Annotated in this window: 26 protein-coding genes, 1 tRNA gene and 1 pseudogene; 15 read left to right on the top strand and 13 right to left on the bottom strand. The window is 65.1% G+C overall.

Going from position 1 to position 24,525, the window contains the following annotated elements; all coding sequences use genetic code 11:
* Positions 1-46: 46 nt before the first annotated feature.
* On the top strand, positions 47-997 hold the full coding sequence (locus U8330_RS12175) for a site-specific integrase (RefSeq protein WP_323105542.1): 951 nt from the start codon (positions 47-49) through the stop codon (positions 995-997).
* A 133-nt stretch (positions 998-1,130) separates the two neighbouring features.
* Here the strand turns inward: U8330_RS12175 and U8330_RS12180 are convergent, their stop codons facing one another.
* Positions 1,131-1,640 carry a ferritin-like domain-containing protein gene (locus tag U8330_RS12180; RefSeq protein WP_323105543.1) on the bottom strand — a complete coding sequence of 170 codons (510 nt, stop codon included), beginning with the start codon at positions 1,638-1,640 and terminating at the stop codon, positions 1,131-1,133.
* Between the two features lie 173 nt (positions 1,641-1,813).
* On the opposite strand from U8330_RS12180, the gene U8330_RS12185 reads away from it, so the two are divergent.
* A complete protein-coding gene (locus U8330_RS12185; protein ID WP_323105544.1) occupies positions 1,814-2,239 on the top strand; it encodes a hypothetical protein in 426 nt (141 codons plus the stop codon).
* A 90-nt stretch (positions 2,240-2,329) separates the two neighbouring features.
* Here the strand turns inward: U8330_RS12185 and U8330_RS12190 are convergent, their stop codons facing one another.
* The 3 genes from U8330_RS12190 to U8330_RS12200 all read right to left on the bottom strand — a co-directional run bounded on the left by U8330_RS12190 (position 2,330) and on the right by U8330_RS12200 (position 5,390).
* Positions 2,330-2,683, bottom strand: a complete 354-nt coding sequence (locus U8330_RS12190) for a hypothetical protein (protein ID WP_323105545.1) — start codon at positions 2,681-2,683, stop codon at positions 2,330-2,332.
* Between the two features lie 89 nt (positions 2,684-2,772).
* On the bottom strand, positions 2,773-4,011 hold the full coding sequence (locus U8330_RS12195; protein WP_323105546.1) for an acetate/propionate family kinase: 1,239 nt from the start codon (positions 4,009-4,011) through the stop codon (positions 2,773-2,775).
* Positions 4,008-5,390: a bifunctional enoyl-CoA hydratase/phosphate acetyltransferase gene (locus tag U8330_RS12200; RefSeq protein ID WP_323105547.1), complete on the bottom strand. Its 1,383-nt coding sequence runs from the start codon at positions 5,388-5,390 to the stop codon at positions 4,008-4,010. The genes U8330_RS12195 and U8330_RS12200 overlap by 4 nt, the downstream gene beginning before the upstream one ends.
* A gap of 350 nt (positions 5,391-5,740) precedes the next feature.
* Between U8330_RS12200 and U8330_RS12205 the strand changes: the two genes are divergently transcribed.
* Entirely contained in the window at positions 5,741-5,875 is a 135-nt protein-coding gene (locus tag U8330_RS12205; protein ID WP_416236850.1) for a hypothetical protein, read from the top strand.
* Positions 5,876-6,032: 157 nt separating this feature from the next.
* Here U8330_RS12205 and U8330_RS12210 read toward each other — a convergent pair.
* A tRNA-Ser gene (locus U8330_RS12210) sits at positions 6,033-6,122 on the bottom strand.
* A gap of 80 nt (positions 6,123-6,202) precedes the next feature.
* Positions 6,203-6,466 carry a hypothetical protein gene (locus U8330_RS12215; RefSeq protein ID WP_323105548.1) on the bottom strand — a complete coding sequence of 88 codons (264 nt, stop codon included), beginning with the start codon at positions 6,464-6,466 and terminating at the stop codon, positions 6,203-6,205.
* Positions 6,467-6,750: 284 nt separating this feature from the next.
* Here U8330_RS12215 and U8330_RS12220 point away from each other — a divergent pair, with 284 nt between their 5' ends.
* The 3 genes and pseudogenes from U8330_RS12220 to U8330_RS12230 all read left to right on the top strand — a co-directional run bounded on the left by U8330_RS12220 (position 6,751) and on the right by U8330_RS12230 (position 8,815).
* Positions 6,751-7,116 carry a hypothetical protein gene (locus tag U8330_RS12220; RefSeq protein WP_323105549.1) on the top strand — a complete coding sequence of 122 codons (366 nt, stop codon included), beginning with the start codon at positions 6,751-6,753 and terminating at the stop codon, positions 7,114-7,116.
* An 82-nt stretch (positions 7,117-7,198) separates the two neighbouring features.
* On the top strand, positions 7,199-7,606 hold the full coding sequence (locus U8330_RS12225; protein WP_323105550.1) for a DUF2177 family protein: 408 nt from the start codon (positions 7,199-7,201) through the stop codon (positions 7,604-7,606).
* 92 nt (positions 7,607-7,698) lie between these two features.
* Positions 7,699-8,815, top strand: a pseudogene (locus tag U8330_RS12230) (pyridoxal phosphate-dependent aminotransferase).
* 173 nt (positions 8,816-8,988) lie between these two features.
* Here U8330_RS12230 and U8330_RS12235 read toward each other — a convergent pair.
* Both U8330_RS12235 and U8330_RS12240 read right to left on the bottom strand, forming a co-directional pair.
* Positions 8,989-9,513 (bottom strand): DUF992 domain-containing protein, encoded by a 525-nt coding sequence (locus U8330_RS12235; protein ID WP_323105552.1) that lies wholly within the window; start codon positions 9,511-9,513, stop codon positions 8,989-8,991.
* Between the two features lie 295 nt (positions 9,514-9,808).
* Positions 9,809-10,075, bottom strand: a complete 267-nt coding sequence (locus U8330_RS12240) for a sel1 repeat family protein (protein ID WP_323105553.1) — start codon at positions 10,073-10,075, stop codon at positions 9,809-9,811.
* Between the two features lie 440 nt (positions 10,076-10,515).
* Between U8330_RS12240 and U8330_RS12245 the strand changes: the two genes are divergently transcribed.
* Together U8330_RS12245 and U8330_RS12250 are read left to right on the top strand one after the other, a co-directional pair.
* Positions 10,516-10,887, top strand: a complete 372-nt coding sequence (locus U8330_RS12245; protein ID WP_323105554.1) for a DUF2147 domain-containing protein — start codon at positions 10,516-10,518, stop codon at positions 10,885-10,887.
* Positions 10,888-11,004: 117 nt separating this feature from the next.
* Positions 11,005-13,299 (top strand): HAMP domain-containing methyl-accepting chemotaxis protein, encoded by a 2,295-nt coding sequence (locus U8330_RS12250; protein ID WP_323105555.1) that lies wholly within the window; start codon positions 11,005-11,007, stop codon positions 13,297-13,299.
* A 92-nt stretch (positions 13,300-13,391) separates the two neighbouring features.
* On the opposite strand, the gene U8330_RS12255 is transcribed toward U8330_RS12250, so the two are convergent.
* A complete protein-coding gene (locus U8330_RS12255; protein WP_323105556.1) occupies positions 13,392-14,093 on the bottom strand; it encodes a glutathione S-transferase N-terminal domain-containing protein in 702 nt (233 codons plus the stop codon).
* Positions 14,094-14,312: 219 nt separating this feature from the next.
* Between U8330_RS12255 and U8330_RS12260 the strand changes: the two genes are divergently transcribed.
* The 3 genes from U8330_RS12260 to U8330_RS12270 all read left to right on the top strand — a co-directional run bounded on the left by U8330_RS12260 (position 14,313) and on the right by U8330_RS12270 (position 17,416).
* Complete coding sequence (locus U8330_RS12260) at positions 14,313-14,486, top strand: hypothetical protein (RefSeq protein WP_323105557.1); 174 nt, start codon at positions 14,313-14,315, stop codon at positions 14,484-14,486.
* Positions 14,487-15,024: 538 nt separating this feature from the next.
* Positions 15,025-16,524 carry an AMP nucleosidase gene (locus U8330_RS12265; protein WP_323105558.1) on the top strand — a complete coding sequence of 500 codons (1,500 nt, stop codon included), beginning with the start codon at positions 15,025-15,027 and terminating at the stop codon, positions 16,522-16,524.
* A 115-nt stretch (positions 16,525-16,639) separates the two neighbouring features.
* The gene (locus U8330_RS12270; RefSeq protein WP_323105559.1) at positions 16,640-17,416 is read left to right on the top strand and encodes a M15 family metallopeptidase; all 777 of its coding nucleotides are present in this window, start codon (positions 16,640-16,642) and stop codon (positions 17,414-17,416) included.
* A gap of 36 nt (positions 17,417-17,452) precedes the next feature.
* Here U8330_RS12270 and U8330_RS12275 read toward each other — a convergent pair whose 3' ends face one another.
* On the bottom strand, positions 17,453-18,370 hold the full coding sequence (locus U8330_RS12275) for a diacylglycerol kinase family protein (protein ID WP_323105560.1): 918 nt from the start codon (positions 18,368-18,370) through the stop codon (positions 17,453-17,455).
* A 91-nt stretch (positions 18,371-18,461) separates the two neighbouring features.
* On the opposite strand from U8330_RS12275, the gene U8330_RS12280 reads away from it, so the two are divergent.
* Both U8330_RS12280 and U8330_RS12285 read left to right on the top strand, forming a co-directional pair.
* Positions 18,462-18,584, top strand: coding sequence for a hypothetical protein (locus tag U8330_RS12280; protein ID WP_323105561.1), 123 nt, complete (start codon positions 18,462-18,464; stop codon positions 18,582-18,584).
* Between the two features lie 111 nt (positions 18,585-18,695).
* Positions 18,696-19,130: a DoxX family protein gene (locus U8330_RS12285; protein ID WP_323105562.1), complete on the top strand. Its 435-nt coding sequence runs from the start codon at positions 18,696-18,698 to the stop codon at positions 19,128-19,130.
* A gap of 52 nt (positions 19,131-19,182) precedes the next feature.
* Here U8330_RS12285 and U8330_RS12290 read toward each other — a convergent pair whose 3' ends face one another.
* Positions 19,183-19,800 carry a L,D-transpeptidase gene (locus U8330_RS12290; protein ID WP_323105563.1) on the bottom strand — a complete coding sequence of 206 codons (618 nt, stop codon included), beginning with the start codon at positions 19,798-19,800 and terminating at the stop codon, positions 19,183-19,185.
* A 134-nt stretch (positions 19,801-19,934) separates the two neighbouring features.
* Here U8330_RS12290 and U8330_RS12295 point away from each other — a divergent pair, with 134 nt between their 5' ends.
* Together U8330_RS12295 and U8330_RS12300 are read left to right on the top strand one after the other, a co-directional pair.
* Entirely contained in the window at positions 19,935-20,132 is a 198-nt protein-coding gene (locus tag U8330_RS12295) for a type II toxin-antitoxin system VapB family antitoxin (protein WP_323105564.1), read from the top strand.
* A 7-nt stretch (positions 20,133-20,139) separates the two neighbouring features.
* Complete coding sequence (locus tag U8330_RS12300) at positions 20,140-20,514, top strand: type II toxin-antitoxin system VapC family toxin (protein WP_323105565.1); 375 nt, start codon at positions 20,140-20,142, stop codon at positions 20,512-20,514.
* Between the two features lie 21 nt (positions 20,515-20,535).
* Here U8330_RS12300 and U8330_RS12305 read toward each other — a convergent pair whose 3' ends face one another.
* Positions 20,536-22,194 carry an electron transfer flavoprotein-ubiquinone oxidoreductase gene (locus U8330_RS12305; RefSeq protein ID WP_323105566.1) on the bottom strand — a complete coding sequence of 553 codons (1,659 nt, stop codon included), beginning with the start codon at positions 22,192-22,194 and terminating at the stop codon, positions 20,536-20,538.
* 133 nt (positions 22,195-22,327) lie between these two features.
* A complete protein-coding gene (locus U8330_RS12310; protein WP_323105567.1) occupies positions 22,328-24,256 on the bottom strand; it encodes a putative bifunctional diguanylate cyclase/phosphodiesterase in 1,929 nt (642 codons plus the stop codon).
* Between the last annotated feature and the right edge of the window lie 269 nt (positions 24,257-24,525).

The raw sequence follows: 24,525 nt of genomic DNA on the forward strand, positions 1-24,525 counted from the left end.
CCCTTGCCAACATGCGGATTGCCCGCAGCATGATGGAGACATACGGATGACGTTCAGCGAGACCCTGTCGGCCCCTTCGACATTCGGTGCCTTGCCCGGCCTCACCTATCGGCTGCATGCCGGGGGTCAGGATGCGCCGCGCACCCATACGCTCCTCACCCTGCTCGATCGCTATGGCGAGACGCTGTGGGAGGCGGGCCGCCATCGCGACAATGTCGTCGCCTTCCTCCATGATCTCTATGCCATGATGCCGAGAAAGGAGTTCTCCCGCTTCGGCCAGGAGGATCTCGACCGGCTGATTTCCGCACTCCGGCTCAAGGGCAACAGCAATGCCACGATCAACCGCAAGATCTCGGCGCTGAGCAAGCTTTTGCGCAAGGCGCAGAAGATGGGCGACATTCCGAGCCTGCCGGATTTCTCCCGCCAAAAGGAGCGGGCCGGCCGCATCCGCTTTCTCGAAATCGAGGAAGAGGATCGGCTGTTTTCGGCAATCGGCGCGCGCTCAGAGCTTTACCGCAGGCTTTGCATCTTCCTGGTGGATACCGGCGCGCGGCTGGGCGAGGCGCTGGGCCTGCGTTGGAACGATGTCCAGGGCGCGCTTGCCACCTTCTGGATCACCAAATCCGGGCGCAGCCGCTCCGTGCCGCTCACCCGCCGGGCGCTGGAGGCGATCGGCGCGGCGCGCGGGCGCGGACTCGGGCCCTTTGCGGGCATCGATCCGCAGCAATTTCGCGCAGTCTGGAAACAGGCGAAGGAAGAGGCCGGCTTTTTCGAGGACAAGGATCTGGTGCCGCATGTGCTGCGCCATACCTGCGCGTCGCGGCTGGTGCGCGGCGGCATCGATATTCGCCGCGTGCAGATGTGGCTCGGCCACCAGACCCTGCAGATGACCATGCGCTATGCCCACCTCGCCTCCGCCGATCTCGCTCTCTGCGTGCCGGTGCTGGAACGCTCCGGCCCCTTGGCCGGACCGAACGCGAAAAGCCGGCGCCGTTGAGGCACCGGCTCTCGGCCGAGAGACAGGATCCCGGAAACAGGGTCCCCCGGAAGGCCTGCCGTTCGGTCGACCGGCGCCTGCGAGCCTGTCGCAAGCCTCCGCTCGGCTTGGGAGGGTGGCAGGCCGTGGCGCGTCAGATCTTGGCGGTCGCGCCCGCTTCCTTCAGCGCCGCGAAACGCATGGTCACCATGCGCAGATTGTCGTTCAGCCAGGCGGCCATGGCGCGCTCTTCGTCGAGATTGGCGGTCAGCGGCGCTACGGCGGCGGGGAACCCGCCCAGTTCCGCCACGGTGATCAGCGAGCGATAGGCGGCGATCTCGAAATTCTCGAAGGCGTAATTGGCGAAGGAGTTCTTCAAAATTTCGTCGCCCGCCACCGTGTGACCAAGCGCGGCCATGGAGCCGGTCAGCGACAGCGCCATGTCCTTCAGCGTCGAATGATCTTCCGAAAGGCTGTCGAGCACGGTCTCGATCCGGGTGATCTGCCCTTCGGTTTCGCGGATGTGCTGCTCCAGCTTGGCGGCAACCTCCGGATAGTTTTCGATGCGCGCGACCTGCGGCTTCATGATCGACAGCGCCTGGTTTTCCATGGCGTGGGCATTCTTCAGACCGGTTACGAAAATCGTTCTCACATCAGTGGCCATGCGGCGTCTCCTCGCGTGGTGTTGGATCGAAGGGTCGAGCGCTCCGAACAGGGCGCGTGCCGAATGGTTCCAGCCTGATCCCGGCCGAGCGGTGAACCATCCCGGTCCGCCAGCGTAGAAAGCGTTGCCGCCATGGCGTCCGGTCCACGGCCCTTGCCTTCAGGATTGCCACCATGCCCCTTCCCGCCGCTCCCGCCGTCCGCACCCGCGAGACGCATCCGCTGTCGCGCTTTCTTCTCGCGGGCTTCTACGCCTTGGCCGGGCTCGGCCACTTCGTCTTCGCAGATGCACTGGTGACGATCGTCCCGGCCGCCGTGCCCTTTGCCCGCGCGATCGTGCTCCTCACCGGGCTGTTCGAGCTTCTCGCCGCCGTCCTTCTGCTGGTCCCTTCGAAAAAGCTTCGCGCCCTCGCGGCCATCGGCCTGGCGCTCTATGCCGTGGCCGTCTATCCCGCCAATATCCAGCACATGCTGAACGACCTTGCCTCCCCGACCGGCGGGCTGGGGCTCTGGTACCACCTCCCCCGGCTGGCGCTGCAGCCGCTCCTCGTTCTCTGGCCGCTCCAGGCCTGCGGCCTCCTCCGCCGGTTTCGCCGATAAGCAAAAACCCTTCCGCGCGTCGGCGCGAAAGGGTTCCGGTGTTCACCAGCCTATCAAAAACCGGGTGCGAGCCCCGGACTACGTCCGACCTCAGCGGGTCCGGCCGAACAGCCAGGCAGCGGCCGCGACGATTGCTGCGGCGGCAAGGGGCCGCTCGCGCACGCTGCGGGCGAGATCGGTCACATAGGCATCCACCGTCGCGCCGGCATCGGCCGCGCTGCGCGGACGCGCACGACCGCGCGATTCGCCCGACCAGCGCGAACCGGGCCGGTCTGCCGTGTGCCGCGTCGGGCCCGTCGTGCCGGTGGCGGCGATCGGGTCGGAGGCCGGGAACGTGTCTTTCAGCGCATCTTCGAGGTCGCCGGCGCCTCCATTGGCCGCCTGCCGTTCCTTCTCGCGCCGGATCGATTGTACGGCCGGCGAAACGTCGCCCTGGTTCATCATGATCAGTCTCCCTGTTTCTCTGGCCGAAGAACACGTTTCCCTGAGGGAAGGTTCCGCAGAGAGCTGTGCAAGACCGGCAAAACCCTCGCTCACGCTTCGGCAGCCACAGCCGGGTCGACGCTCCGGTCCCGTAGACTGCGGGCCGCCCGGGCAATCACTTGTTCCTCGTTGGTGGGGATAACCAGAACGATGCGGGTTGCCCCCCTGCACGAGATCACCCTCTCGCCCGCCGCATTGCGCTCCGGGTCGAGCGCGACGCCCATCCAGCCGAGCCCCTCGCAGATCAGGGCGCGAACCCGCCACGCGTTCTCGCCAATGCCGCCGCAAAACACCAAGGCATCGAGCCCGCCGAGTGCCGCCGCCATGGCGGCGATCTCCCTCTGGCAGCGTGCGACGAAATAGGCGATCGCCTCTGCCGCCTCCGCACTCCCCGCCGCCTCCAGCTGCCGCATGTCGTTGGACAGACCGGAAAGACCGAGCAGACCGGACTCCCGATAAAGGAGATCGGACACCGCCTCGGCGCTCAAGCCCTTCTGCTGCAGAAGATAAAGCAGAACCCCCGGATCGATCTGTCCGCAGCGCGTGCCCATCGCCAAGCCGTCCAGCGGCGAAAATCCCATGGTGGAGGCGATGGACCGGCCGCCCTGCAGGGCACAGAGCGAGGCGCCATTGCCGAGATGCGCCACGACGACGCGCCCGGCCGCCACTGCCGGCACTTCCTCCGCCAAGAGGCCGGCCACCCACTCGTAGCTCAGCCCATGAAAGCCGTAGCGCCGCAGGCCCTCGGCGAAAAAGCGCCGCGGCAGGGCGAAGGTCTGGTTGATGAAGGGCTGGTCGCGGTGAAAGGCCGTATCGAAACAGGCGACCTGCGGCACGCCCGGAAAGGCCGCAAGGGCCGCGCGAATGCCGGCCAGATTGTGCGGCTGATGCAGCGGCGCGAAGGGGGAAAGCGCCTCGAGCTCGGCCAGCAAGTCGCCGTCCACCCGGGCCGGCCCGCGCCGTTTCGCCCCGCCATGCACCACCCGGTGCCCGATCGCCTGCAGCTGTAGATCCGGCCAGCGCCGCAACAGCGCGGCCATGATCGCCTCCATCGCCGCCGCATGGCTGGCGGCGAGGCCCTGCACAGCCCCCTGTTCCTGCGTCACGCCAGCGGCAGGGTCTGCGCCAAGGGCCAGCGCCTGCCCGGATGCGTCTTTCAGAATAAGCCTTCCCTCCGGCCCGATCCTGTCGGCAAGGGCTGTGGCAAGCGGCGTCTCGCCCTCGGCCGGGTAGAGCGAAACCTTTAAGGAGGACGAACCGGCATTGAGCGTCAGAACCGCCGCCGTCATGCCTTGGGCCGCTCCGCCGCCTGGTGCAGCGCCGCCACGGCGCAGGAGGCCAGGCGCGACATCGCACTGTCCGAGCGGCTGGTGAGAATGACCGGCACACGCGCACCGAGCATCAGCCCGGCGGCCTCGGCATGGCTGATATAGGCAAGCTGCTTGGCAAGCATATTGGCGGCATCGAGCCCCGGCGCCACGAGAATATTGGCCCGTCCGGCAACGCCGCCCTTCAACCCCTTGCCGCGCGCCGCCGCAAGATCCACGGCATTGTCCATGGCGAGCGGCCCCTCCACCTGTCCGCCGCGAATCTGGCCACGCTCGGCCATTTTCGACAGGAGGGCGGCATCGATGGAAGACTGAATGGCCGGATTGACCGTTTCGACGGCGGAGAGAACCCCGACCCTCGGTTCCAGGCGCAAGGAAAGGGCGAGGTCGATGGCGTTCTGGCAGATATCGACCTTGGTGGCGAGATCCGGCGCGATGTTGATGGCAGCGTCCGTCACCATCAGCGGTTCGTCCCGGCCGGGAACGTCCATGACGAAGACATGGGTGAAGCGCCGGCCGATTCGCAGGCCGCGCTGCTTGTCGAGCATCGGCTTCAACAGATCGTCCGTATGCAGGTGGCCCTTCATGACCGCGCCCGCCCGGCCCTCATGAACAAGCTCGCAGGCCCGTGCGGCGGCGGCCGACTCGCTGCCGGCCTCGACGATCTCGAAGGCAGAGGGATCGACGTCGATCCCCTTGGCCGCAGACGTGATCAAATCCCGGGAGCCGATCAGAGTCGGCGTGATGAGCCCTTCCCGCGCCGCAAGCACGGCACCCTGCAGCGCATTGGGCTCGGCCGGCCAGACCACGGCGGTGCGCAGCGCGGGGCGCGCCCGCGCGCGCTCCAGAAGCGCCTCGAAATGGCGATGCCGCTGGACGATCAGCCCCGGCACATCGATCCCATCCCGATCGAACTTCTCGGTCGGGGCTGCCACGATCGCCTCGCCGGTGACGATCGGCGCATCGTCACCGGCGCGGCGAATGGTGGTTTCCAGGCGGATATCGCCATCCTCCCGCTTTTCCAGCACCCGGACAGTGGCGATCACCTCATCTCCCGCGAAGGCCCGCGCATGGAAGTCGAGGCTCTGGCTGCGATAGAGCGTGCCCGGTCCCGGCAGCTTGGTCCCGAGGATGGCCGAGATCAGGGAGGCGACGAACATGCCCGGCGCACTGCGCTCGCTCCTGCCTTCGGCATCGGGCGTGCTGTCCGTCAGATGCTGGGGGTTGGTATTGCCGGAGGAGGCCGCAAAGATGATGAGATCATCGCTGGTGATGAGCCGCCGAAGCTCGCAGCACTCGCCTGGCTCGATTTCTTCAAACGTCCTGTTGGTCAGCCGCATGCGCACCTCACCTCACATGCGCGGGTCAACGCGAAAGGGAAAAACCGTCCGCTTCGCACCGTCTCGACCCACAAACGCGCTGCCCGCGCCTCTGTTGTAATGACGGCCAACCCTTGTCCCGTTGGCACCATACGGTCCCACCGAACCGATCCTGCCGCTTTATCGATGTTCTCTATTTTATAATTTACTTTTATTCATGACCCTCTGTCCAAGCAAGCTCTTCGTGCAGGCTCACTCGGCGGGACAGCGATTTTTCGATGGGACCGCCCGGCGGAGGAACCGGATGGAAGTCGTCAAGAAGGTCCCTATCCGTCGCCTGTTGCTCTTGATGGGGCAGCGGCTTCCCGCTCGTGGCCGGCCGGCTGATCGTGTCGGCGGGCATCGGAACCATGCTCTCGACGGTGCTGGGTCTGGCGATCCTGAACTTGATGATCGTGGTCGCCCGGCTCATCGCCAGACGGATAACCACCTTGGGAAAGGGCTGAGCAAGCGATCGTTCGCGGCGAGAACGCGGAACAGAGGATCGATGATGTCAACGCCGCATCGCCTCGTTCAGGCCCGACGCAGCGCCCGCGAGCGGAAGGAACGGTGCATAGAAATGGCTGCAATCATGTACCATAAGGGCCATAGCAAACCCAAAAATGGCGGAGAAGAAGGGATTCGAACCCTCGATACCGTTTCCGGTATACTCCCTTAGCAGGGGAGCGCCTTCGACCACTCGGCCACCTCTCCGTCACGCGCTTGACTAGTGTCGTCCGCCCGCCTTTGCAAGGCTTTTTTGCGGACGAGGCCTGCAAAGAGGCGCGGCCGGCTCAATCCTCGTCGTCGATCCGGCTGCGGCGAAGGAGTTTCAGCGAACGGTCGGGCTCGATGCGATAGACCTCTTCGGCGCGGTGGCCATATTCGTCGGTCAGTTGATTGGTGAAGGTGCTGCCGATCGGCGCCTTGGTCAGCCGACTTTTCGGCTGGCCGCCATAGGTGATGCTGCCGGGTATGGGCTCGGGCCCGGCATTGGATGTGGCGGTGCAGCCGGCGAGAACGGCGAGGGCGGCAAGGGAGAGAAGTGCAGGCTTCATGGGAAAGGCCCCGGGAGTGGAACGGTCGGCCCGCGCCAGGCGACGGGCATAGCTGGACATATGGAGCGCTCGGGGCAGTCGTCATCCTTCGGGACGATCCGTTCGCGTCACTTCGCCGTGACCGGCGCGGTTGTCCAACCGATCGCCCGACCGATCCGCGTTGGTCGCGCCCTTGATAAGTCATCACTTAACCTTATCGGAGGAAACTCCCGCCGCTGAAAGATTCACGCAAGTCTCGATCGGCAGATTGGCAGGGTCCATGTGCGCAGTAATGGAGCGTGCCGATGTCGATGATCATGCACAGAGCGGAGCCGAGGCCGGGGGCGCTGGCCACCACCTACAAGCATTTCTATGTGGAACGGCCCTGTCGCATCCTCGTCGTCGCCGATCGGCTGAAGCCGAAGACCAAGTATCAGGGGCTGATTCGCCATATCTCCGTCGGCGGGGTGATGATCGATTTCAATGCCGCCATTCCGCTGCCGCCGCACTTCTTCATCGAGATCGTCGGCTTCGAGGGCGAGCATGGCGCCACGCGGGTTCACCGGGTGGGCACCGAGCTCGGGGCGCGCTTCAACATGCCGCTGCCGTCCGATTATGTGAGCCGCATCATCCGCGCCGAATTTGCGACCGGCGGCCTGCCCTCGCGCTAGATCGAGACACCTGCGCCTTCTTTCCCACCGCCTGATCCAGTGACTTTGCTGGCGCGTAGCGGGAGAAAGTGGGAGACGATCGATGAAAACCTTTCTCGTGGCCTATGCCGGCACGCTGGCTTCGTTCCTGGCACTGGATGCCGTCTGGCTCGGCATCGTGGCGCGCAATTTCTACCGCGATCAGCTCGGCGATCTGATGCTGCCGCAGCCGAACTTCGTCTTCGCTGCCGTCTTCTACCTGTTCTTTGCCGCCGCCGTCGTCATTCTTGCCGTCCTGCCGGGGCTGAAAGCCGGGTCGCTCACGACCGCGCTCTTCTATGGCGCCGTCCTCGGCCTTGCCGCCTATGGCACCTATGACATGACCAACCTCTCGACCTTGAAGGGCTGGCCGATGGCCATGAGCTTCGTGGACATGAGCTGGGGCACGGTGCTGACCGGCATTTCCGCTGTCTGCGGCCTGCTGGCAGCCCGCCTGGTCTCTGCCGGCTGAGACAGCGGCAGGCGGCGCGTGCAAGGCCGGTGGCGTGAGGGAGTGCGCGTGCTATAGCTGGCGCCCCTTTGCCTTGATCCGGATTTGCAGACATGACCGGCTTTGCCCGCTTCCCCCCCCCTCACCCAGTCGCTGCCGGCCACCGTGCCCTTTGTCGGGCCGGAAGCGATCGAGCGGCAGAAGGGCCGCAGCCTGACCGCGCGCATCGGCGCCAATGAGAGCGGCTTTGGCCCCTCGCCCGCCGTTCTCCAGGCCATGCGTGCCGCGGCCGAGACGGTCTGGATGTATAATGATCCGGAGAACTGGGCGCTGAAGCAGGCGCTCGGGGCTCATCTCGGCGTTTCGCCCGACCACCTCGCTATCGGCGAAGGCATTGATGGCCTGCTTGGCCAGATCGTGCGGCTGATCGTCGAGCCGGGCCAGCCCGTCGTCACCTCGCTCGGCGGCTATCCGACCTTCAGCTTCCATGTCGCCGGCCATGGCGGCCGCCTGGTCACCGTGCCCTATCGCGACGACCGCGAGGATCTCGACGGCCTGCTCGACGCCGTCCGGCGCGAGGCGGCGCCGCTGGTCTATCTCGCCAATCCCGACAATCCGATGGGCAGCTGGTGGCCGGCCGAGCGCGTCGTGGACTTTGCCGAGGCGCTGCCGGAGACGACGCTGCTCGTATTGGACGAGGCCTATGGCGAAACCGCGCCCGCCGGCACCATCCCGCCCATCGCGGCGCTTCTCGATCGGCCGAACGTCATGCGCACCCGCACCTTCTCCAAGGCCTATGGGCTGGCAGGAGCGCGGGTCGGCGCGGTGATCACCACGCCCGAAAACGCCCGCGCCTTCGACAAGATCCGCAACCATTTCGGCATGAACCGCATCGGCACGGCCGGCGCTTTGGCGGCGCTGGCGGATCAGGCCTATCTCGAAGCCGTCATCGCCCGCATCGCCGCGTCCCGCGCGCGGATCGGCGAGATCGCCGGGTCCGCCGGCCTTGCGCCCCTGCCGTCTGCCACCAACTTCGTGGCCGTGGATACGGGACGCGACGCGGCCTATGCCCGCGCGATCGTCGATCGGCTGATGGAAGACCACGGCGTTTTCATCCGCATGCCCGGTGTGGCGCCGCTCAACCGCTGCATCCGCATCTCCACCGGACCGCAGGCCGAAATGGACCGGCTGGCGGAAGCGCTGCCCGCCGTTCTCGCCGCGCTTGGCTGAGGCGTTCCATCCGGGCACGAAAAAGGCGCCGGCCGAAGCCGACGCCCTTCGAGATCGTTCAGGCTGTCTCTGAGAGCATTTCCAGCGATCACGGGATCACCTGAAATGCTCTATGTCTTTGTTTTGGCCGCATTGTCCGACGCCGAAGCGATCACGCTTCGGCTGGAAATGCTCTAGTTGACCGAGGTCAGCGTCATCGAGGTGCCGGTCGCCGCCACGTTCAGGCCGACCTGGCCCTGGAGGCTGACCAGCTGGAGGTTGATCGAGCCGGAGGTGCCGCCGGTCAGCACATTGGCGCCGACGCCGAGGCCGAGCGTGGCTTCCGCCGTCGCGCCCTGATACAGGCCGGCGAGCGAGCCGTGGTGGTAGCCGGCGGTCGGCGCCATGACGAGCCAGACCATGCGAGCCTGGGTGGTGAAGCCGAGGTCGATGCCGAGCTTGCGCACGGCGCCGCTATAGCTGTCGACCGGCTCTCCATCGATCGAGGACTTGAAGTCGCAATCGACTTCCTTGGCGGAGCCGAGGATATAGCCGGCGCCGCCGGCGATACGGCAATCGAGATAGCCGATCTTCACACCATTGCGGGCGCCGCCGTCGCGATAGACTGGGGCCGCCTCGACGGGATCGGCGGCCAGGCTCGGCAGGGCAGTGAAGCCAAGAGCGGCGGCGCAGACGGTGCTGGCGAGGGTCAGTTTCATAAAAGTCTCCTGTCAGAACGAGATACGCAACGTTCACCCGTGAAGGGAGGCCATCTGAAGAAGGCCAGAATGCGTTCAGCACGTTCCAACGCACGAGCGCGCGTTTCGATCCATCGCGCATGTTGCATTGCGGTGACAGAGGCCGCTCATGCACCGGCCGGGCGACCGGCACCGCCGCGGGAGTTCGCAGCAGTGCCCGGACTTGCAAGGGGGTGCGGTTTCCAGTCCGTGAGGAGCCGGCTCCGTCCGGGCCGCAGCGCGGAGCTTCGGCCGCAGTCTGCTGCGGACGGCGCGGTCAGTGAATGGTCATCCACTCCCGGGCAGCCCGCAGGGCTTCCGCCAGCTCGCTCTTCGACATGGTGGTCGACAGGTCGGCCCGCAGCGCGGCGGCCCGGTCCGAGCCCTTGATGGCCGCGATATTCAGCCATTTGTGCGCCGCCACGAGATCCACCGCGCAGCCGCGGCCGGTTGCATACATGAGACCCATTTCGCAGAACGCCTCGGCGCGGTTCTCGCCGCCGAAATTGACCTCGGATGGGGTGTGGAAATCGAAGCGTGCCATGGTTCTTGTCCCTGTTTGATCTGGTTGGTCTTGCCGTTTTCAGTCCCTGTTTTCGCCGGCTGGCCTGGCCCTCTTTGCGTGGCGCTTTCGGCCGTCCGGCGGTGTGGCGAAGCTCTTGGCGCCTCGCTCGTTTTGATAGGCTTACTCTACCCGCCGGCCTTCAACGGGCGCTTAAAATGCATGATTAATTTGCACCGAACAAAGTTCAAACGCTTGGTAAACTTGGGTTTTTGTTAAACATCGAAGCGCCTGCCGCAGCGGGCATGCCGGCCGATCTTTACCTTTCCTTCAGTGCGCAGGTTCAACGCTTCCCTAACCATGCCGTCGGATGCCTCTGGCCAGGAGCAGAGCAAGCGACGCCCGGGATCCCGGCGATCTCGACATGCCGCTTACGTTCGCGTGATTCGTGACCCGGCAAGGGAGATAGCTTGAGGATCGTCATGCGTGTTCGTCTTTGTCTTCGGCTGATCGCAGCCGCCGCGCTCGCCGCAGCTCCTGGCCTGTCGGCCTCGGCGGCCGACCCTCTTCTCGGGCTTTGGAAAACGGCGAGCGGCGAAACGGCGGCGATCGACCGGTGCGGCAGCGCCGTCTGCATCACGCTGAAGACCGGCAAGCATGCCGGCAGACAGATCGGCCAGCTCTCCGGCTCGGCGCCGGACTATACCGGCGAGATGACCGATCCCGCCAATGAGAAGACCTGTAGCGGCTCTGCGACCCTCGCAGGGGCGACGCTGAAGCTGAAGGGCTGCGTCCTGAAGGTGCTCTGCCGCCCGCAAAGCTGGACGCGCATGGAGGCGGGACCATACCCATAACCCGGTGACATTGAGACTGCGTAAGCGCGTGAGAACGGACTTCCTTGATATCTCCTAATTTAATCAAACAGAAACTCATCGCGTGCATAGTTGCTTCCGCAATCAGGAGGACCAAACATGCTTTCGATGAACGCGATCTTGAAAACCGGCGTGGCGGTTCTGGGCCTTGTCAGCCTGTCGCTGACCTCGCAGAGTGCCTACCAGGCCCATTCGAAGTACGATCGGGCCAGCCATATCGAGCTGGCGACCGAGGCGGCGGCGAGCCTGTTCACGGCCCTGGTCAATATGCGCGTCGAAGCATCGTTGACGCGTGCGGCGCTGGAGAAGGCCGAGCCCACCGTCACCCCCAATCCGCGGCTGCAGCCCGCCCGTGAAGCAGAACTCGATGGCATGACGCGGGCGCTGGAACCGCTGCATCAGCTCGCTCTGCCCGATCAGGCTCCGCTCGTCCAGGCGCTTAGCGAAGGCTTCGACCAGCTGCGCAGCCTCCAGCAGCAGGCGGACGAGGCCGCGAAGAGAGCCAAGGATCTACGCCCCGCCACCCTCTACAAGGACTTCGTCGCCCTGGCCGACGAGATGCAGAAGAAGATCATCGAATCCGGCGGCATCGTTCGTGCCTATGCCCGCGATTTCGATCCGGTCATCAACAGCTATCTCGATCTGCATGAAATGGCCTGGAAGGCGCGTCTTGCCTCCGGCATGGCGCTCTCGCCGATCACCAACAACATCATCGTGCGCGGCGAGATCAAGCCCGAGGCGCCCCTGGACCAGGCCGCCGCCTTCGGCAAGATCGACACGCTCTGGTCCGTCATCGAGGATCGGCTGAAGATGCTCGCGCCGAACGAGGCGGCCGCTGCCGCCATGGCCGCGGCCAAGTCCGGCTATTTCGACGAGTCCTTCCGGACCCTGCAGGTGACATCGCTCCGCAAGCTGATCAACAACGAGCCGCTCGACTTCGACCGGCCGCACTGGGACGGCGTGACGCTGAACGCGCTGCAGACGCTGGCGCAGACCGCCACCGTCTTCATCGAAACCGCGCGGGAATTGGCGCAGGACGAGGCCAAACAGGCCTGGTCGCGGATGATGACGATGTTTGCCCTCCTCATCGTCTCCTCGCTGGTCAGCGTCGTCATCTTCGTCATCATCGGGCGCCGGGTGATCTGGCCGCTGAAGACGATCACCAAGGCCACGCGCGCGCTCGCCGCCGGCGATACGGGCAGCGAGATTCCCTTTGCCGGTCGCCGCGACGAGATCGGCGAGATCGCTGCCGCCGTCGAGGTGTTCCGACAGGCAGCGATTGCCAAACGGCAGCTCGAACAGGAAGCCGAAGCGGCCCGTGCCCAGGCCCAGGCCGATCTGCTCGCAGCACAGCACCAGGCGGAAGAGAGCTCGGCGGAACGCTTGCGCAACGCGACCTCCGGCCTGGCCCTGGCGCTGGAACGCCTGTCGAACGGCGATCTCGGCTTCCAGATCGATCAGGCCTTCGCCCCGGATTTCGAGAAACTGCGCCTCGACTTCAACCGCTCCCTGCACCAGCTCGGCGGAACGCTGGCGGAAATCTCGACCGTGGTTCACGCCGTCGAAAGCGGCAGCCATGAAATGGCGTCCGGTGCCAACGAACTGTCCGGGCGGACGGAGCATCAGGCGGATTCCCTGCAGGAGACCGCCGCCGCGCTGGAGCGGATCACCGCCATCGTCACCGACGCGACCAGGCGAACCGAGGACGCCCGCAGCCTTGCCGTGCGCGCCAACCAGTCGGCCACGCAATCGACCAAGGTCGTCGCAGATGCCGAGGACGCCATGCGGCGCATCGAGCAGTCCTCGCAGGAAATTTCCAACATCATCTCCGTCATCGACGAGATCGCCTTCCAGACCAACCTTTTGGCGCTGAACGCCGGTGTGGAAGCCGCCCGCGCCGGCGAGGCGGGCAAGGGCTTTGCCGTGGTCGCCATGGAGGTGCGCGAGCTTGCCAGCCGCTCGGCCACGGCCGCCAAGGAGATCAAGACGCTGATCAAGAACTCCGCCTCGGAGGTCGATTCCGGCGTCAAGCTGGTGCGCGCCACCGGCGCGGCGCTGACGGAGATCGGCGGCTTCATTGCCGAGATCAATGGTCATATGGAGGCGGTCGCCACCTCCGCCAGGGAGCAATCCTCGGGCCTCGCAGAGGTCAATTCCGCCGTCAGCCAGATGGACAGGACGACCCAGCAGAATGCCAGCATGGTGGAGCAATCCACCGCGGCCGCCAAGGCGCTGGCTGACGAGGCGCAGATGCTGCGCAGCCTGATCTCCCAGTTCACCTTTAAGCAGGCTGCGGGCTCCCCCGCACAGGCGCTGCATGCCACGGCAAAGGCGATGGGCAGCCCGGCGGCGCGCGGTCCGGCCGGCAAGGCGGCACCCCGGCGGCGCGCCTGAGCGGCCGCCCGCAGGCTGCCCTGCGGCGGTGACCGGGCGCGCCGGGCGAGGCAGCTGCCTTCGCCAGCGCGCCGCTTCTTCCGTCGGTGGCGCTAGCGCGCCCGCTGGCCGAAGAGGATGGCTTGGGCGTCCTTGTCTTCCGACAGATGTTTCTGCCGCTCGCGTTCCTCACGGCCGACCTCGAAACCGCGGATCACGGCCGGCCGTGCGGACAGCGTTTCGAACCAGCGCTTCAGGTTCGGGAAATCGGCGAGATCCTGGCCGTTGCCTTCATGCTGGCGCACCCAGCCGACGCAGGCCATGTCGGCGATCGAATAGGCGCCGGCGAGAAACTCCCGATCGGCCAGCCGCCGGTTCATCACGCCGTAGAGGCGGTTGACCTCGTTCGTATAGCGATCGATGCCATAGGGGATCTTTTCCGGCGCGTAATTGCGGAAATGGTTGGCCTGGCCGGCCATCGGCCCCAGCCCGCCCATCTGCCAGAACAGCCACTGGTCCACCTCCACCCGCGCCCGCTCCTCGGTCGGATAGAAGGCTTGGAACTTGCGGCCAAGATATTGCAGGATCGCCCCGGATTCGAACACCGAGATCGGTGCCCCATCCGGGCCGTCCGGATCGACAATGGCCGGCATGCGGTTGTTCGGCGCGATTTTCAGGAAATCGGGCTCGAACTGATCGCCCCGGCTGATGTTCACATAGTGGACCGTGTAGGGAGCACCGAGCTCCTCCAGCATGATCGTGATCTTCCAGCCGTTCGGGGTCGGCCAGTAATAAAGGTCGATCGGGGCAGCCATCGTCGTCTCCTTCTGCATGCGTGGGAAAGGTAGGAAGGAGCGCCGTGAAGGAAAGGCGCCGCAAGGCCTTCAACGACACCCGAGACGAACGCGTGCAATGCACCATTCCACCTGAACGCCAGATGAACCGGGGGCTCAGCAAGAGTTCAGTTAGCCTGTGCGAAAAGAAGTCCAACGCTCGATCAAGAGCGCAAGACATTCTCGAACGGACCCAGGGACATGGACATTCTCGCTCGCCGCCTCACCATCATCAGCCTCCTCATGGTCGTCTTCGCCATGAGCCTCGCCGCTGCCGTCAGCGCGGACACCGAGCGCCGGCGCCAGCACAACTATACGACCACCCTGGCCGACTGCACGGTCCACACCGCCCAATTCTGCCGAACCAAGCTCTAAGCCCGGCCGCGCATCTCAAACGAAACAGGGCCGGCCCGGACCGTCCGTTGAAAGCCAGTCCTCGCCGGCCTGCCACCCGCAACGAACCCCCTCTGGGCTGCCGCCCATCTCTCCCACAAGGTGGGAGAGACCAGGAGGCTGGCCCGACGCTTCCTCTCTTCGGTTGCGCGGAAAAAAGCCATCCCCGCCCCCACGTCACCAAAACATCCATCTCCCGATGACCTGAGCGGCTGCCCCACGGCGACTCCTCCGTGTCCCGCGCGCTCGCCCCACGGTCTCTCCTCCGTGACCAGAGCGGCCGCCCCACGGTCTCTCCCCCCTTGTGGGGAAGATGGCCGGCAGGCCAGAGGGGGTATTTCGGACCGGCCCTTGGCGAAGCGGCCGCATCGATGGCCTGCCGCCGGACCGCCATGACATCGCCGGTGCTGCCCCGGCCCTTTCGGCGCGCTCGTGATTCTTCTGCCGTCGCGATAGGATTATGCGAAAGCCGCGCGTGACTTGTCGTTTGCTTGTCAAGCGCGCCGACCTATAATGCGCCATGGACACACGAATCCCCTCGCCCGCCGCCCTTCCCGTCGCCTCGCCGGAGCCCTTTACGCCGCAGACCTTCACCGATCCGGTGGCGGCGGTGGATGCGCTGTCGGCGCTGTATGAGCGCAACACCGGCTTTCTCGTCGAGGCCTTCACGGCGCTGGCGAAAGACCGGCCTCTGACGCGCACCCGCGCCTGCTATCCGCAGGTTTCGATCGAGACGGGGAGCTTCGGCCACATCGATTCGCGTCTCTCCTATGGCCACGTGACGGCGCCGGGCGTCTATACGACGACGATCACCCGGCCGCGGCTCTTCCGGCACTATTTGAAGGAACAGCTGGGGCTTCTGGTGCGCAACCATGGCGTCGGCATCACCGTGTCGGAATCGAGCGTGCCGATCCCGCTGCACTTTGCCTTCGAGGAAGGGGCGCATGTCGAGGCCTCGATGGCCGAGGCGATCGAGCTGCCGCTGCGCGATCTCTTCGACACGCCCGATCTTTCCACCACGGACGACGAGATCGCCAACGGCGCCTATGAGCCCGGTCCCGGCGAGCCCTTCCCGCTCGCGCCCTTCACCGCCCAGCGCATCGACTATTCGCTGGCCCGCCTCAGCCATTACACGGCCACCAGCGCCCGGCATTTCCAGAACTTCGTGCTGTTTTCCAACTACCAGTTCTATATCGACGAATTCTGCCTCTGGGCCCGCAAGCAGATGGCCGAGGGCGGCAATGGCTATACGGAGTTCGTCGAGCCCGGCAATATCACCACCAAGGCCGGGTCGGACCAGCCGGACAGCGACCTGGCGCTTGCCCGCCTGCCGCAGATGCCGGCCTACCACATCAAGAAAAAGGGCCATGGCGGCATCACGGTCGTCAATATCGGCGTCGGCCCCTCCAATGCCAAGACGATCACCGACCATATCGCCGTGCTGCGCCCGCATGCCTGGCTGATGCTCGGCCATTGCGCCGGTCTGCGCAACAGCCAGCGGCTCGGCGATTACGTGCTCGCCCATGCCTATGTGCGCGAAGACCATGTGCTCGACGACGACCTGCCGGTCTGGGTGCCGATCCCGGCGCTTGCGGAAGTGCAGCTGGCGCTGGAAGGCGCGGTGGCCGAAACCACCGGTTTCGAAGGCTATGACCTGAAGCGCATCATGCGCACCGGTACCGTGGCGACGATCGACAACCGCAACTGGGAGCTGCGCGACCAGCGCGGCCCGGTCAAGCGCCTGTCGCAGTCGCGCGCCATCGCGCTCGACATGGAATCGGCCACCATCGCCGCCAACGGCTTCCGCTTTCGCGTGCCCTACGGCACGCTGCTCTGCGTCTCCGACAAGCCGCTGCATGGCGAGCTGAAGCTGCCGGGCATGGCCACCGCCTTTTACAAGACCCAGGTCAGCCAGCATTTGCAGATCGGCATCCGGGCGCTCGAAAAACTGGCCGCCATGCCGCCCGAAAAACTCCATTCCCGCAAACTCCGCAGCTTCTTCGAAACGGCGTTTCAATAGCGGCCAGCGACGCGAAACTCCGGAACGTATAAGGCTATCCTGATCTAAACCTCACTCCATTAGGCATCATGATATTCTTCCAGTGCAGCATGACGCTGCCTGGAGAGGATCAGCAATGCCCAAATACTCATCCACCACCGCGCTCGGCCCTGACCGAGCCTCCCTGAATGGTGCGCTGATCGGCGCGCGGAACAAGACGATGCTGTCGTTGATTGGCAATCCGCGCGGCACCTATGACGACCAGTGCCGCTGGCCGACGAACAAGAGGGTGCTGGATCTTGTAATTCAGCGCGATGTCGGTCCGTTCAAGGTAGCCGGCCTCAGGCCCGCCGTCGAGACGCTCGAGCAGATTCTTGTCGATATCCGCCAGCATGAGCCGGAGATCTATGCCGTGCTCGGGACGGCCGGCATGCTCTGCTGCCGGAGGGTGCGCGGCAGCGCGACGGCGATCAGCAACCACGCCTGGGGAACGGCGATCGACCTGACGGTCGAAGGCGTGCTGGACAAGCGCGGCGACGGGCGCGCCCAGATCGGCCTTCAGGCGATCGCCAAATATTTCAACGCCCATTCCTTCTTCTGGGGCGCCGCCTTCCCCACCGAGGATTCGATGCATTTCGAAGCCTCTGATCAGCTCATCCGACAGTGGCATGGCGAGGGCCGCTTCGGGGACGCTCGACCGCAGGTGACGCAGGAAATTTTTGAGCTCGGCGACCGCAGCGAGGCGGTGCGGACGCTGCAGCAGCGGCTCAATCTTGTCCTCGGCCTGGATCTCGATGCCGACGGCATTTTCGGGCCGTCGACGCGTGCTGCAGTCATGGAATTCCAGAGAACGCGCGGCACGCCGATTACCGGCGCCCTGCTTCCGGCGGACGTCGAGGCGCTGGCAGCCTGAGCACCGACAAACGGCCGCGCCCTCGCCCGGCAGGTTTCAGGGCGAGGGCTGCATGTCCTGCTGCCCGGCGAGCAGCTTCAGCTCGCCCGCATGCACGCGCAAATCGACATCGCCACGCAGCGGCAGAAGCTCGCCATCCATGACGCAGTTTATCTTGTGGTTGGCATCCGGGAAATGCAGCGTGACATTCGTCACGCTCATCTCGGTGATCAAGGCGCTCTCGCGGAACTTGCCCCGCAGAATGTCGAAGGTCAGGCGGGCGACGCCGGCGGGCTTGAGCGGCGGCGCCGTGTAGAAGCCCAGATGCCCGCCATTGACGCTGTCGGCATACATCAGCGAGTTGGCGCCGAAGTGGTTGTTGGACACGGAGAGCGCCGACACCTTGCGCCGTTCGCGCACCCCGTCGATCTCGAAATCTATCTTGAAGCGCGGCGGGTTGAAGATGACGCCGATCGCCGCCCGCGTGCTGGCCGAAATCTTGCCGAGCCGCGAGGCGAAGCTGTAGGACTCCCGGTAGCGCACCATGCGCGCATGCAGGCCCATGGAGAACTGGTGGACAAAGGCGCGGCCATTGGCGCTGCCGATATCGGCGTCGATGACATGGCCCTGGGCCAGGACGTCCAGAACCGCAACAATATCAAGAGGAAGCTTAAGAGAGCGGGCAAAGAGATTCATCGTGCCGGCCGGCACGATGCCGAGCGGAATGCCCGATTTCCAGGCAACGGCCGCCGCGCCCGAGATCGTGCCGTCGCCGCCGCCGGCGATCATGGCGTCGAGATCGTCGCGCCGTGCCGTCTTCTCCAGCACGCCCTCCATCTCCTTGCCGGCGACCACCGCCACCTCGATTTCGTGGCCCGCATCATGGAAGACCTGGGTGACCTTGGCGGTATAGTCCTCCATGTCGGTCGTCCGGAAGGTGCCGCCGTCGCGGTTGAAAATGGCTTTCAGCTTCATGAAGGGCGGCTCTCGGCTCTGCGGATTGCGGGTCTGGCCCGCCGGGTGCGTATATGCGGCGCAGCCCCAGCCTCTTCAAGACGAGCCGGCCATGACATTTCAGCTCTTCATGATTGCCGTGCTTCGCGCCATCCTGCCGCGTGCGGCCGCAGATGGGTTCGTCGATGTCTATCGGCCCTGTTCCCGGCGGAACGCAGGACAGGGCGGATTTTGACATAAGGATGAAACGAGACGGGCGCCATGGAGAGGGCGCCGCCTCTCCAGCCGCGCCGGCAGATCCGGGCTGCGGCGCAGACGATCATCAGGCTAGAAAAGAGAACCTCGCATGTCCATCACCACCCTTATCACCTCCCGCTGGTTCGGCCTTGCCGCGCGCATCGCGCTGACCTTCATGTTCTGGGCAAGTGGCCTGGCGAAACTCATTGATTTCGACACCGCCATGGCGGAGATGGCGCATTTCGGCCTGTCGCCGGCGGCCCCCATCGCGCTCGCGGTCGCGCTGACGCAGTTGGTGGGTTCGGCTTTGATCATCGCCAATCGCTGGACCTGGCTCGGCGCCGGCATGCTCGGCGTCTTCACCGCGCTGACCATCCCGATCGCCCACAATTTCTGGACCATGGACGAGCCGATGCGCAGCGTCGAGTTCTATGTGGCGGTGGAGCACCTGACGGTGATCGGCGCGCTCATGGTCGTCGCCTGGAAATCGGCGCCGGAACGCCGGCCGGTCGCGACCTCAGACTCCGGGCTCGTGCGCGTTTGAGCACGATCGGTGGGCGGGTGCCATGCACCGGCCCACTTCTTTCCGCCGTCGATCAGGCCTGGAGCACGACCACGCGGCTGCCGGGCGTCACCCGATCATAGAGGTCGATCACATCATGGTTGAGCATGCGCACGCAGCCGCTCGACATGGCAAGCCCGATCGATTGCGGCTGGTTCGTCCCGTGGATGCGGAACATCGTGTCGCGCCCATCGCGGTAGAGATAGATGGCGCGGGCACCGAGCGGATTGTTGAGGCCGCCCGGCAGGCCGCCGGCGTAACGCAGATTGCGGTCGGGATCGCGGCGGATCATGTTGGGCGTCGGCGTCCAGCTCGGCCATTCCGCCTTGCGGCCTATAGTGGCGCTGCCGGAAAGCGCATAGCCTTCCCGCCCGACGCCGATGCCGTAGCGCATGGCGCGGCCGTCGCCGAGCACATAGTAGAGCCGGCGCATCGGCGTATCGACAACGATCGTCCCCGGCGCATAGGCTGTTTCGAACGCCACCTCCTGGCGGCGCAACTCCGGCTTGATCCGCTCCAGCGGCATGGCCGGCAGGGGAAAAGTCTCGTCCGGCCGGGCGGCGTACAGCTGCCGATAGTTCGGCCCGGTCTGCGCGCACCCAGCCAGAAGGGCAGACATCCCCAAGAGAAGGCCGCGGCGTGACATGGACATGATGATGGCCTCGCAATGGTGATTCTGTGGAGGCCAAGGTGAAGCGTTTATGGTTAATGGATGGTAAAACCGGCGTATCAGTGATTGTTGATGGACGATCCGGAGCGTGCTAAGTTGTGTTGAAGGAGATCGAGATGCGAACGACGGTCACCATTGATGACACACTGCTTGCCGATGCGCGCGAAGCGACGGGCCTCAGCGAGACTCCGGATTTGATCAGGGCCGGACTGGAGGCGCTCGTGCAGCTTGAAGCAGCGCGCCGCCTGATCGCGCTTGGCGGAACAGCGCCGAACGCCGTCGCTCCACCCCGGCGCCGTTTCGATCCGGTCTAAGGCAGCGATGATCCTCGTCGACACGTCGATCTGGATCGACCATATCCGCTCAAGCGATGCGATGTTAAGCGCTCTGCTCACAGCGCGGCAGGTAACCGTTCACCCGTTCGTTCTGGGTGAACTCGCCTTGGGCACAGCATCGGTTACAAGTCAGGGGCTTCTAGACCTGGCAAGCCTTCCATCCATTGTGATGATGCAGGACGCGGATGTGCTTCGCGCGATCCGATCCTTGGCTCTGTCAGGTTCAGGGATCGGCTATGTCGATGCTCATCTGGTGCTTTCCGTTGCGGTCAGCATCGGGCACCGGCTCTGGACGCGGGACAAACGGCTCCACGCTGTCGCGACACGACTGAACGTCGCCTATGAGGCGACGCTGCAATAGCGTGCCGACAGGCTCGCCGTCTCACATATTCGGATAGACCGGCCCTTCCCCGCCCTGCGGCGGGACCCAGATGATGTTGCCGTTCGGGTCCTTGATGTCGCAGGTCTTGCAGTGGACGCAGTTCTGCGCGTTGATGACGAAGGCGGGGTTGCCGTCCTTTTCCACCCATTCATACACCCCGGCCGGGCAATAGCGGGCCGAAGGACCGGCATAGACATCGTGCTCGGAGCGCTTCTGGAGCTCCATGTCCTTGACCTTGAGGTGAACCGGCTGGTCCTCCTCGTGGTTGGTGTTGGACAGGAACACGGAGGACAGACGGTCGAAGGTGAGCACGCCATCCGGCTTCGGATAGGCGATCGGCCGGTGCCGGGCGGCGGGCTCCAGGCTCGCGGCATCGGTCTTGCCGTGCCTGAGCGTGAAGGGCGAGCTGCCGAAGATCTGGTTGATCCACATATCGATGCCGCCCATGGCGACGCCCAGCGCCGTGCCGAACCGCGACCAGAGCGGCTTGACGTTGCGCACCCGCTTGAGATCGCGGCCGATGGGGCCTGCGCGCCACTCGGCTTCGATTTCGGCCACCTCGTCGTTCTGACGACCGGCGGCGATGGCCGCAGCGATCTTCTCGGCCGCCAGCATGCCGGAGAGCACGGCATTGTGGCTGCCCTTGATGCGCGGCACGTTGACGAAGCCGGCCGAGCAGCCAATCAGCGCGCCGCCGGGGAAGGTCAGTTTCGGCACCGATTGGTAGCCGCCTTCGGTGATGGCGCGTGCGCCATAGGAAATGCGCTTGCCGCCCTCGAAGACCCCGCGGATGCTCGGATGCGTCTTGAAACGCTGGAATTCCTCGAAGGGCGAGAGATAGGGGTTCTTGTAGTTCAGATGGACGACGAAGCCGACGACGACCTGATTGTCTTCCATGTGGTAGAGGAAGGAGCCGCCGCCGGTGGCGAGATCGAGCGGCCAGCCGAAGGAGTGCTGCACGAGGCCCTGGCGATGATGCTCGGGCTTCACCTGCCAGAGTTCCTTGATGCCGATGCCGAATTTCTGCGGTTCCCGGTCCTTGGCGAGATCGAAGCGGGCGATCAGCTGCTTGGCGAGCGAGCCGCGCACACCTTCGCCGATCAGCACATATTTGCCGAGCAGCGCCATGCCGCGCGCAAAGTTCGGCCCCGGCTCTCCGCTCTTCTCGATACCCATATCGCCGGTCGCGACGCCGATCACTGCGCCGGCATCGTCAAAGAGCAGCTCGCTCGCGGCAAAGCCTGGATAGATCTCGACGCCGAGCGCCTCGGCTTTGGTCGCGAGCCACCGACAGACATTGCCGAGCGAGACGATGTAATTGCCGTGATTGCCCATCAGCGGCGGCATCAGCACGTTCGGCAGGCGCAGCGAGCCGGCGGGGCCGAGAACGAGGAAGTGATCGGCCGTCACCTCCGTCTTGAACGGGTGATCGGCCTCCGCGCGCCAGCCGGGCAGCAAGGCATCCATGCCGGCCGGATCGACCACGGCGCCGGAGAGGATATGCGCGCCGACCTCGGCGCCCTTCTCCAGCACGACGACCGACAGATCCGGATTGACCTGTTTCAGGCGGATCGCGGCGGAGAGCCCCGCCGGGCCGGCGCCGACGATGACGACGTCGAACTCCATGCTCTCGCGTTCGGGCAGATCCACCTCAACCATATGCGCCATCCCTTCGGCTTTGCGGCCTGCGCCGCATGTCTATCCGCCGTCGTCATGGCAAATAGCGTCCGCCTTGTCGAGCCAAACTGCGACGTTGTCAGACGTCTTCGCGGGATGGTGATGGATGGTGCGGTCAAACCGCGATGCGGGGCTGCTCGCGCGTCAGCCAGGCGATGGCATCGTCGGGCGACAAAGCGGGCGCGAACAGGAAGCCCTGCGCCACATCGCAGCCAAGCGCGGCGATCACCTGCAACTGCTCGATGTTCTCGATGCCTTCGGCCAAGAGCTCGATCTTCAAGCTGCGGCCGACAGCCGCGATGGCTTCGAACAGCATGCGCACGGACTGAGAGCGCTCGATGTCGATGACGAAGCGCCGGTCGATCTTCAGCCGGTCGATCTTGAGGTCCTTCAGCCGGGCGATCGAGGAATAGCCGACGCCGAAATCATCGACCGCCAGCGGCACACCGAGCCGCTCCAGACGCTCCAGCTGCGGCCCGCCCATCTCGCCCTCGAGAATGGCGTCCTCGGTGATCTCGATTTCCAGCCTCGCGGCCGACACCTGGTGATTCAGCAGCGCCGTCTCGACAAGCGCGGCGACATTGCAAAGCTCGAAGTCGCGCGGGCTGATGTTGAGCGCGACCCGCACATCGCCATGGCCGGCGGCATCCAGCCGGCGAAGCATGAGACAGGCATCCTTGAGCGCGCAGCCGATCAGCGCCTCGACCTGGTTGGAGCGCTGGGCGGCGGCGATCACCTCGTTCGGCGGGATGCGGCCGCGTACCGGATGGTCCCAGCGCAGCAGCGCTTCGAGACCGATCAGCCGGCGGTCGGTGACCGCCACCTGGGGCTGGTAGTGGTAGCGGATCTGCCCGCTGCGCAGCGCCACCCGCAGTTCGGCCTCGATCTCCTGTTCGTCGCGCGCCCGGTCGCCCAGCCGATCGCTGAACATGGCCCAGCGCAGGCGTCCCGCATGTTTGGCGGCATAGAGCGCGATATCGGCGCGCGACATCAAAAGATCGATCGTTTCCCCATGGTCCGGGCAGAGTGCAACGCCGATGCTGAGCCCGACATTGACCGGCCGCCCCCCGAGCGGAAAGGGCGCGGACATGACGTCGATCAGCGACTGGGCGATCGTTCCCACCTCGCTGGTCGTCATGTCGAAAACGATCGCGAACTCATCGCCCCCCAGCCGCCCGACAAGGGCGTCGGATCGCAGGACGGACTTGATGCGGGCCGCCGCCTCGACAAGCAGCCGGTCGCCGACCGGATGGCCGAACAGGTCGTTGATCTGCTTGAAGTGGTCGAGATCGAGCACCATGACGCCGACGCGCGTCCCGCTGACCACAGCTTCGCCGATCCGCGCCTGAAATTGATCGCCGATCGCCGAGCGGTTGAGCAGCCCCGTCAGCGGGTCGTGCATGGCCAGGAACTCGAATTGCTGCACGGCGGCCTGGGCGCGCTGGTTGGCGATTTCCAGCGAGGACACGAGGCGGCTGCGCTCAAAGGCCAGGCGAATGTTGCGGACGACCAGCGCTTCCGAACGAAAGGCGCAGACGGTCATCAGCAGACCGAAAAGGACCGTGGCGATGGCCAGCACATAGCCGTCGGAAGAATTCTGCAAGAGAAACAGGATAAACGACCCGAACAGCGCCGGCATGGCGTAGAGCAGCGCGTAGGTGGCGCGCGAGGCGCTGAGCAGGACCGCCCCGGCGGAAACGCCGGCGACGGAGATGGTGGCCGTAACGCCCGCCCAGCCGCCGCCGATGGACCAGCAAAGGAACGGCGTCACCATCCAGCAGAAGCCTGTCGAGAAGCTGCCGATCGACCCCCAGAAAATGAAAATGTCCGGTCTGCGGTCGACCAGACCCTTTCGATCGGCAAGCAGAATATACCCCGTTCGCCCGAACTGCAGCAGGGAGAACAGGAAGAAGGCGATCATGACCTCGCGACGCGGCTCGTGCATCCAGGTATTGAGCGCAACGAAACCCATCGACAGCTGCGTCCCGATCAGCGCAGGAATCGAATTTTCCCGGATCAGCCGGGCTTGCTCCTGCAGGACCACGGCGTCGATCTCCTTGTCTGACGGTTCTGTCTTTACCAACTCTGTCTGCCTGCCTGGTTCGCTGATTTGGTCTTATACTATCATATTATCCTAATAAAGCGTAGTCGGCTCCATGTGTTATGGTAAAAAACGTACAATTGCTCTCCGCCGCGCGTTCGGTGGGCCGGCCCTCCCTGCCGCGCGCGCGTGAAGCGGACTGATTTTCGCGCAGTCGGCGCGCTTTGCGCTGGACCTGACCCGGACGGACATGCTTTGAAGCCGCCCACAGG

The organism is Rhizobium sp. CC-YZS058, from assembly GCF_034720595.1.
Taxonomy (GTDB): domain Bacteria; phylum Pseudomonadota; class Alphaproteobacteria; order Rhizobiales; family Rhizobiaceae; genus Ferranicluibacter.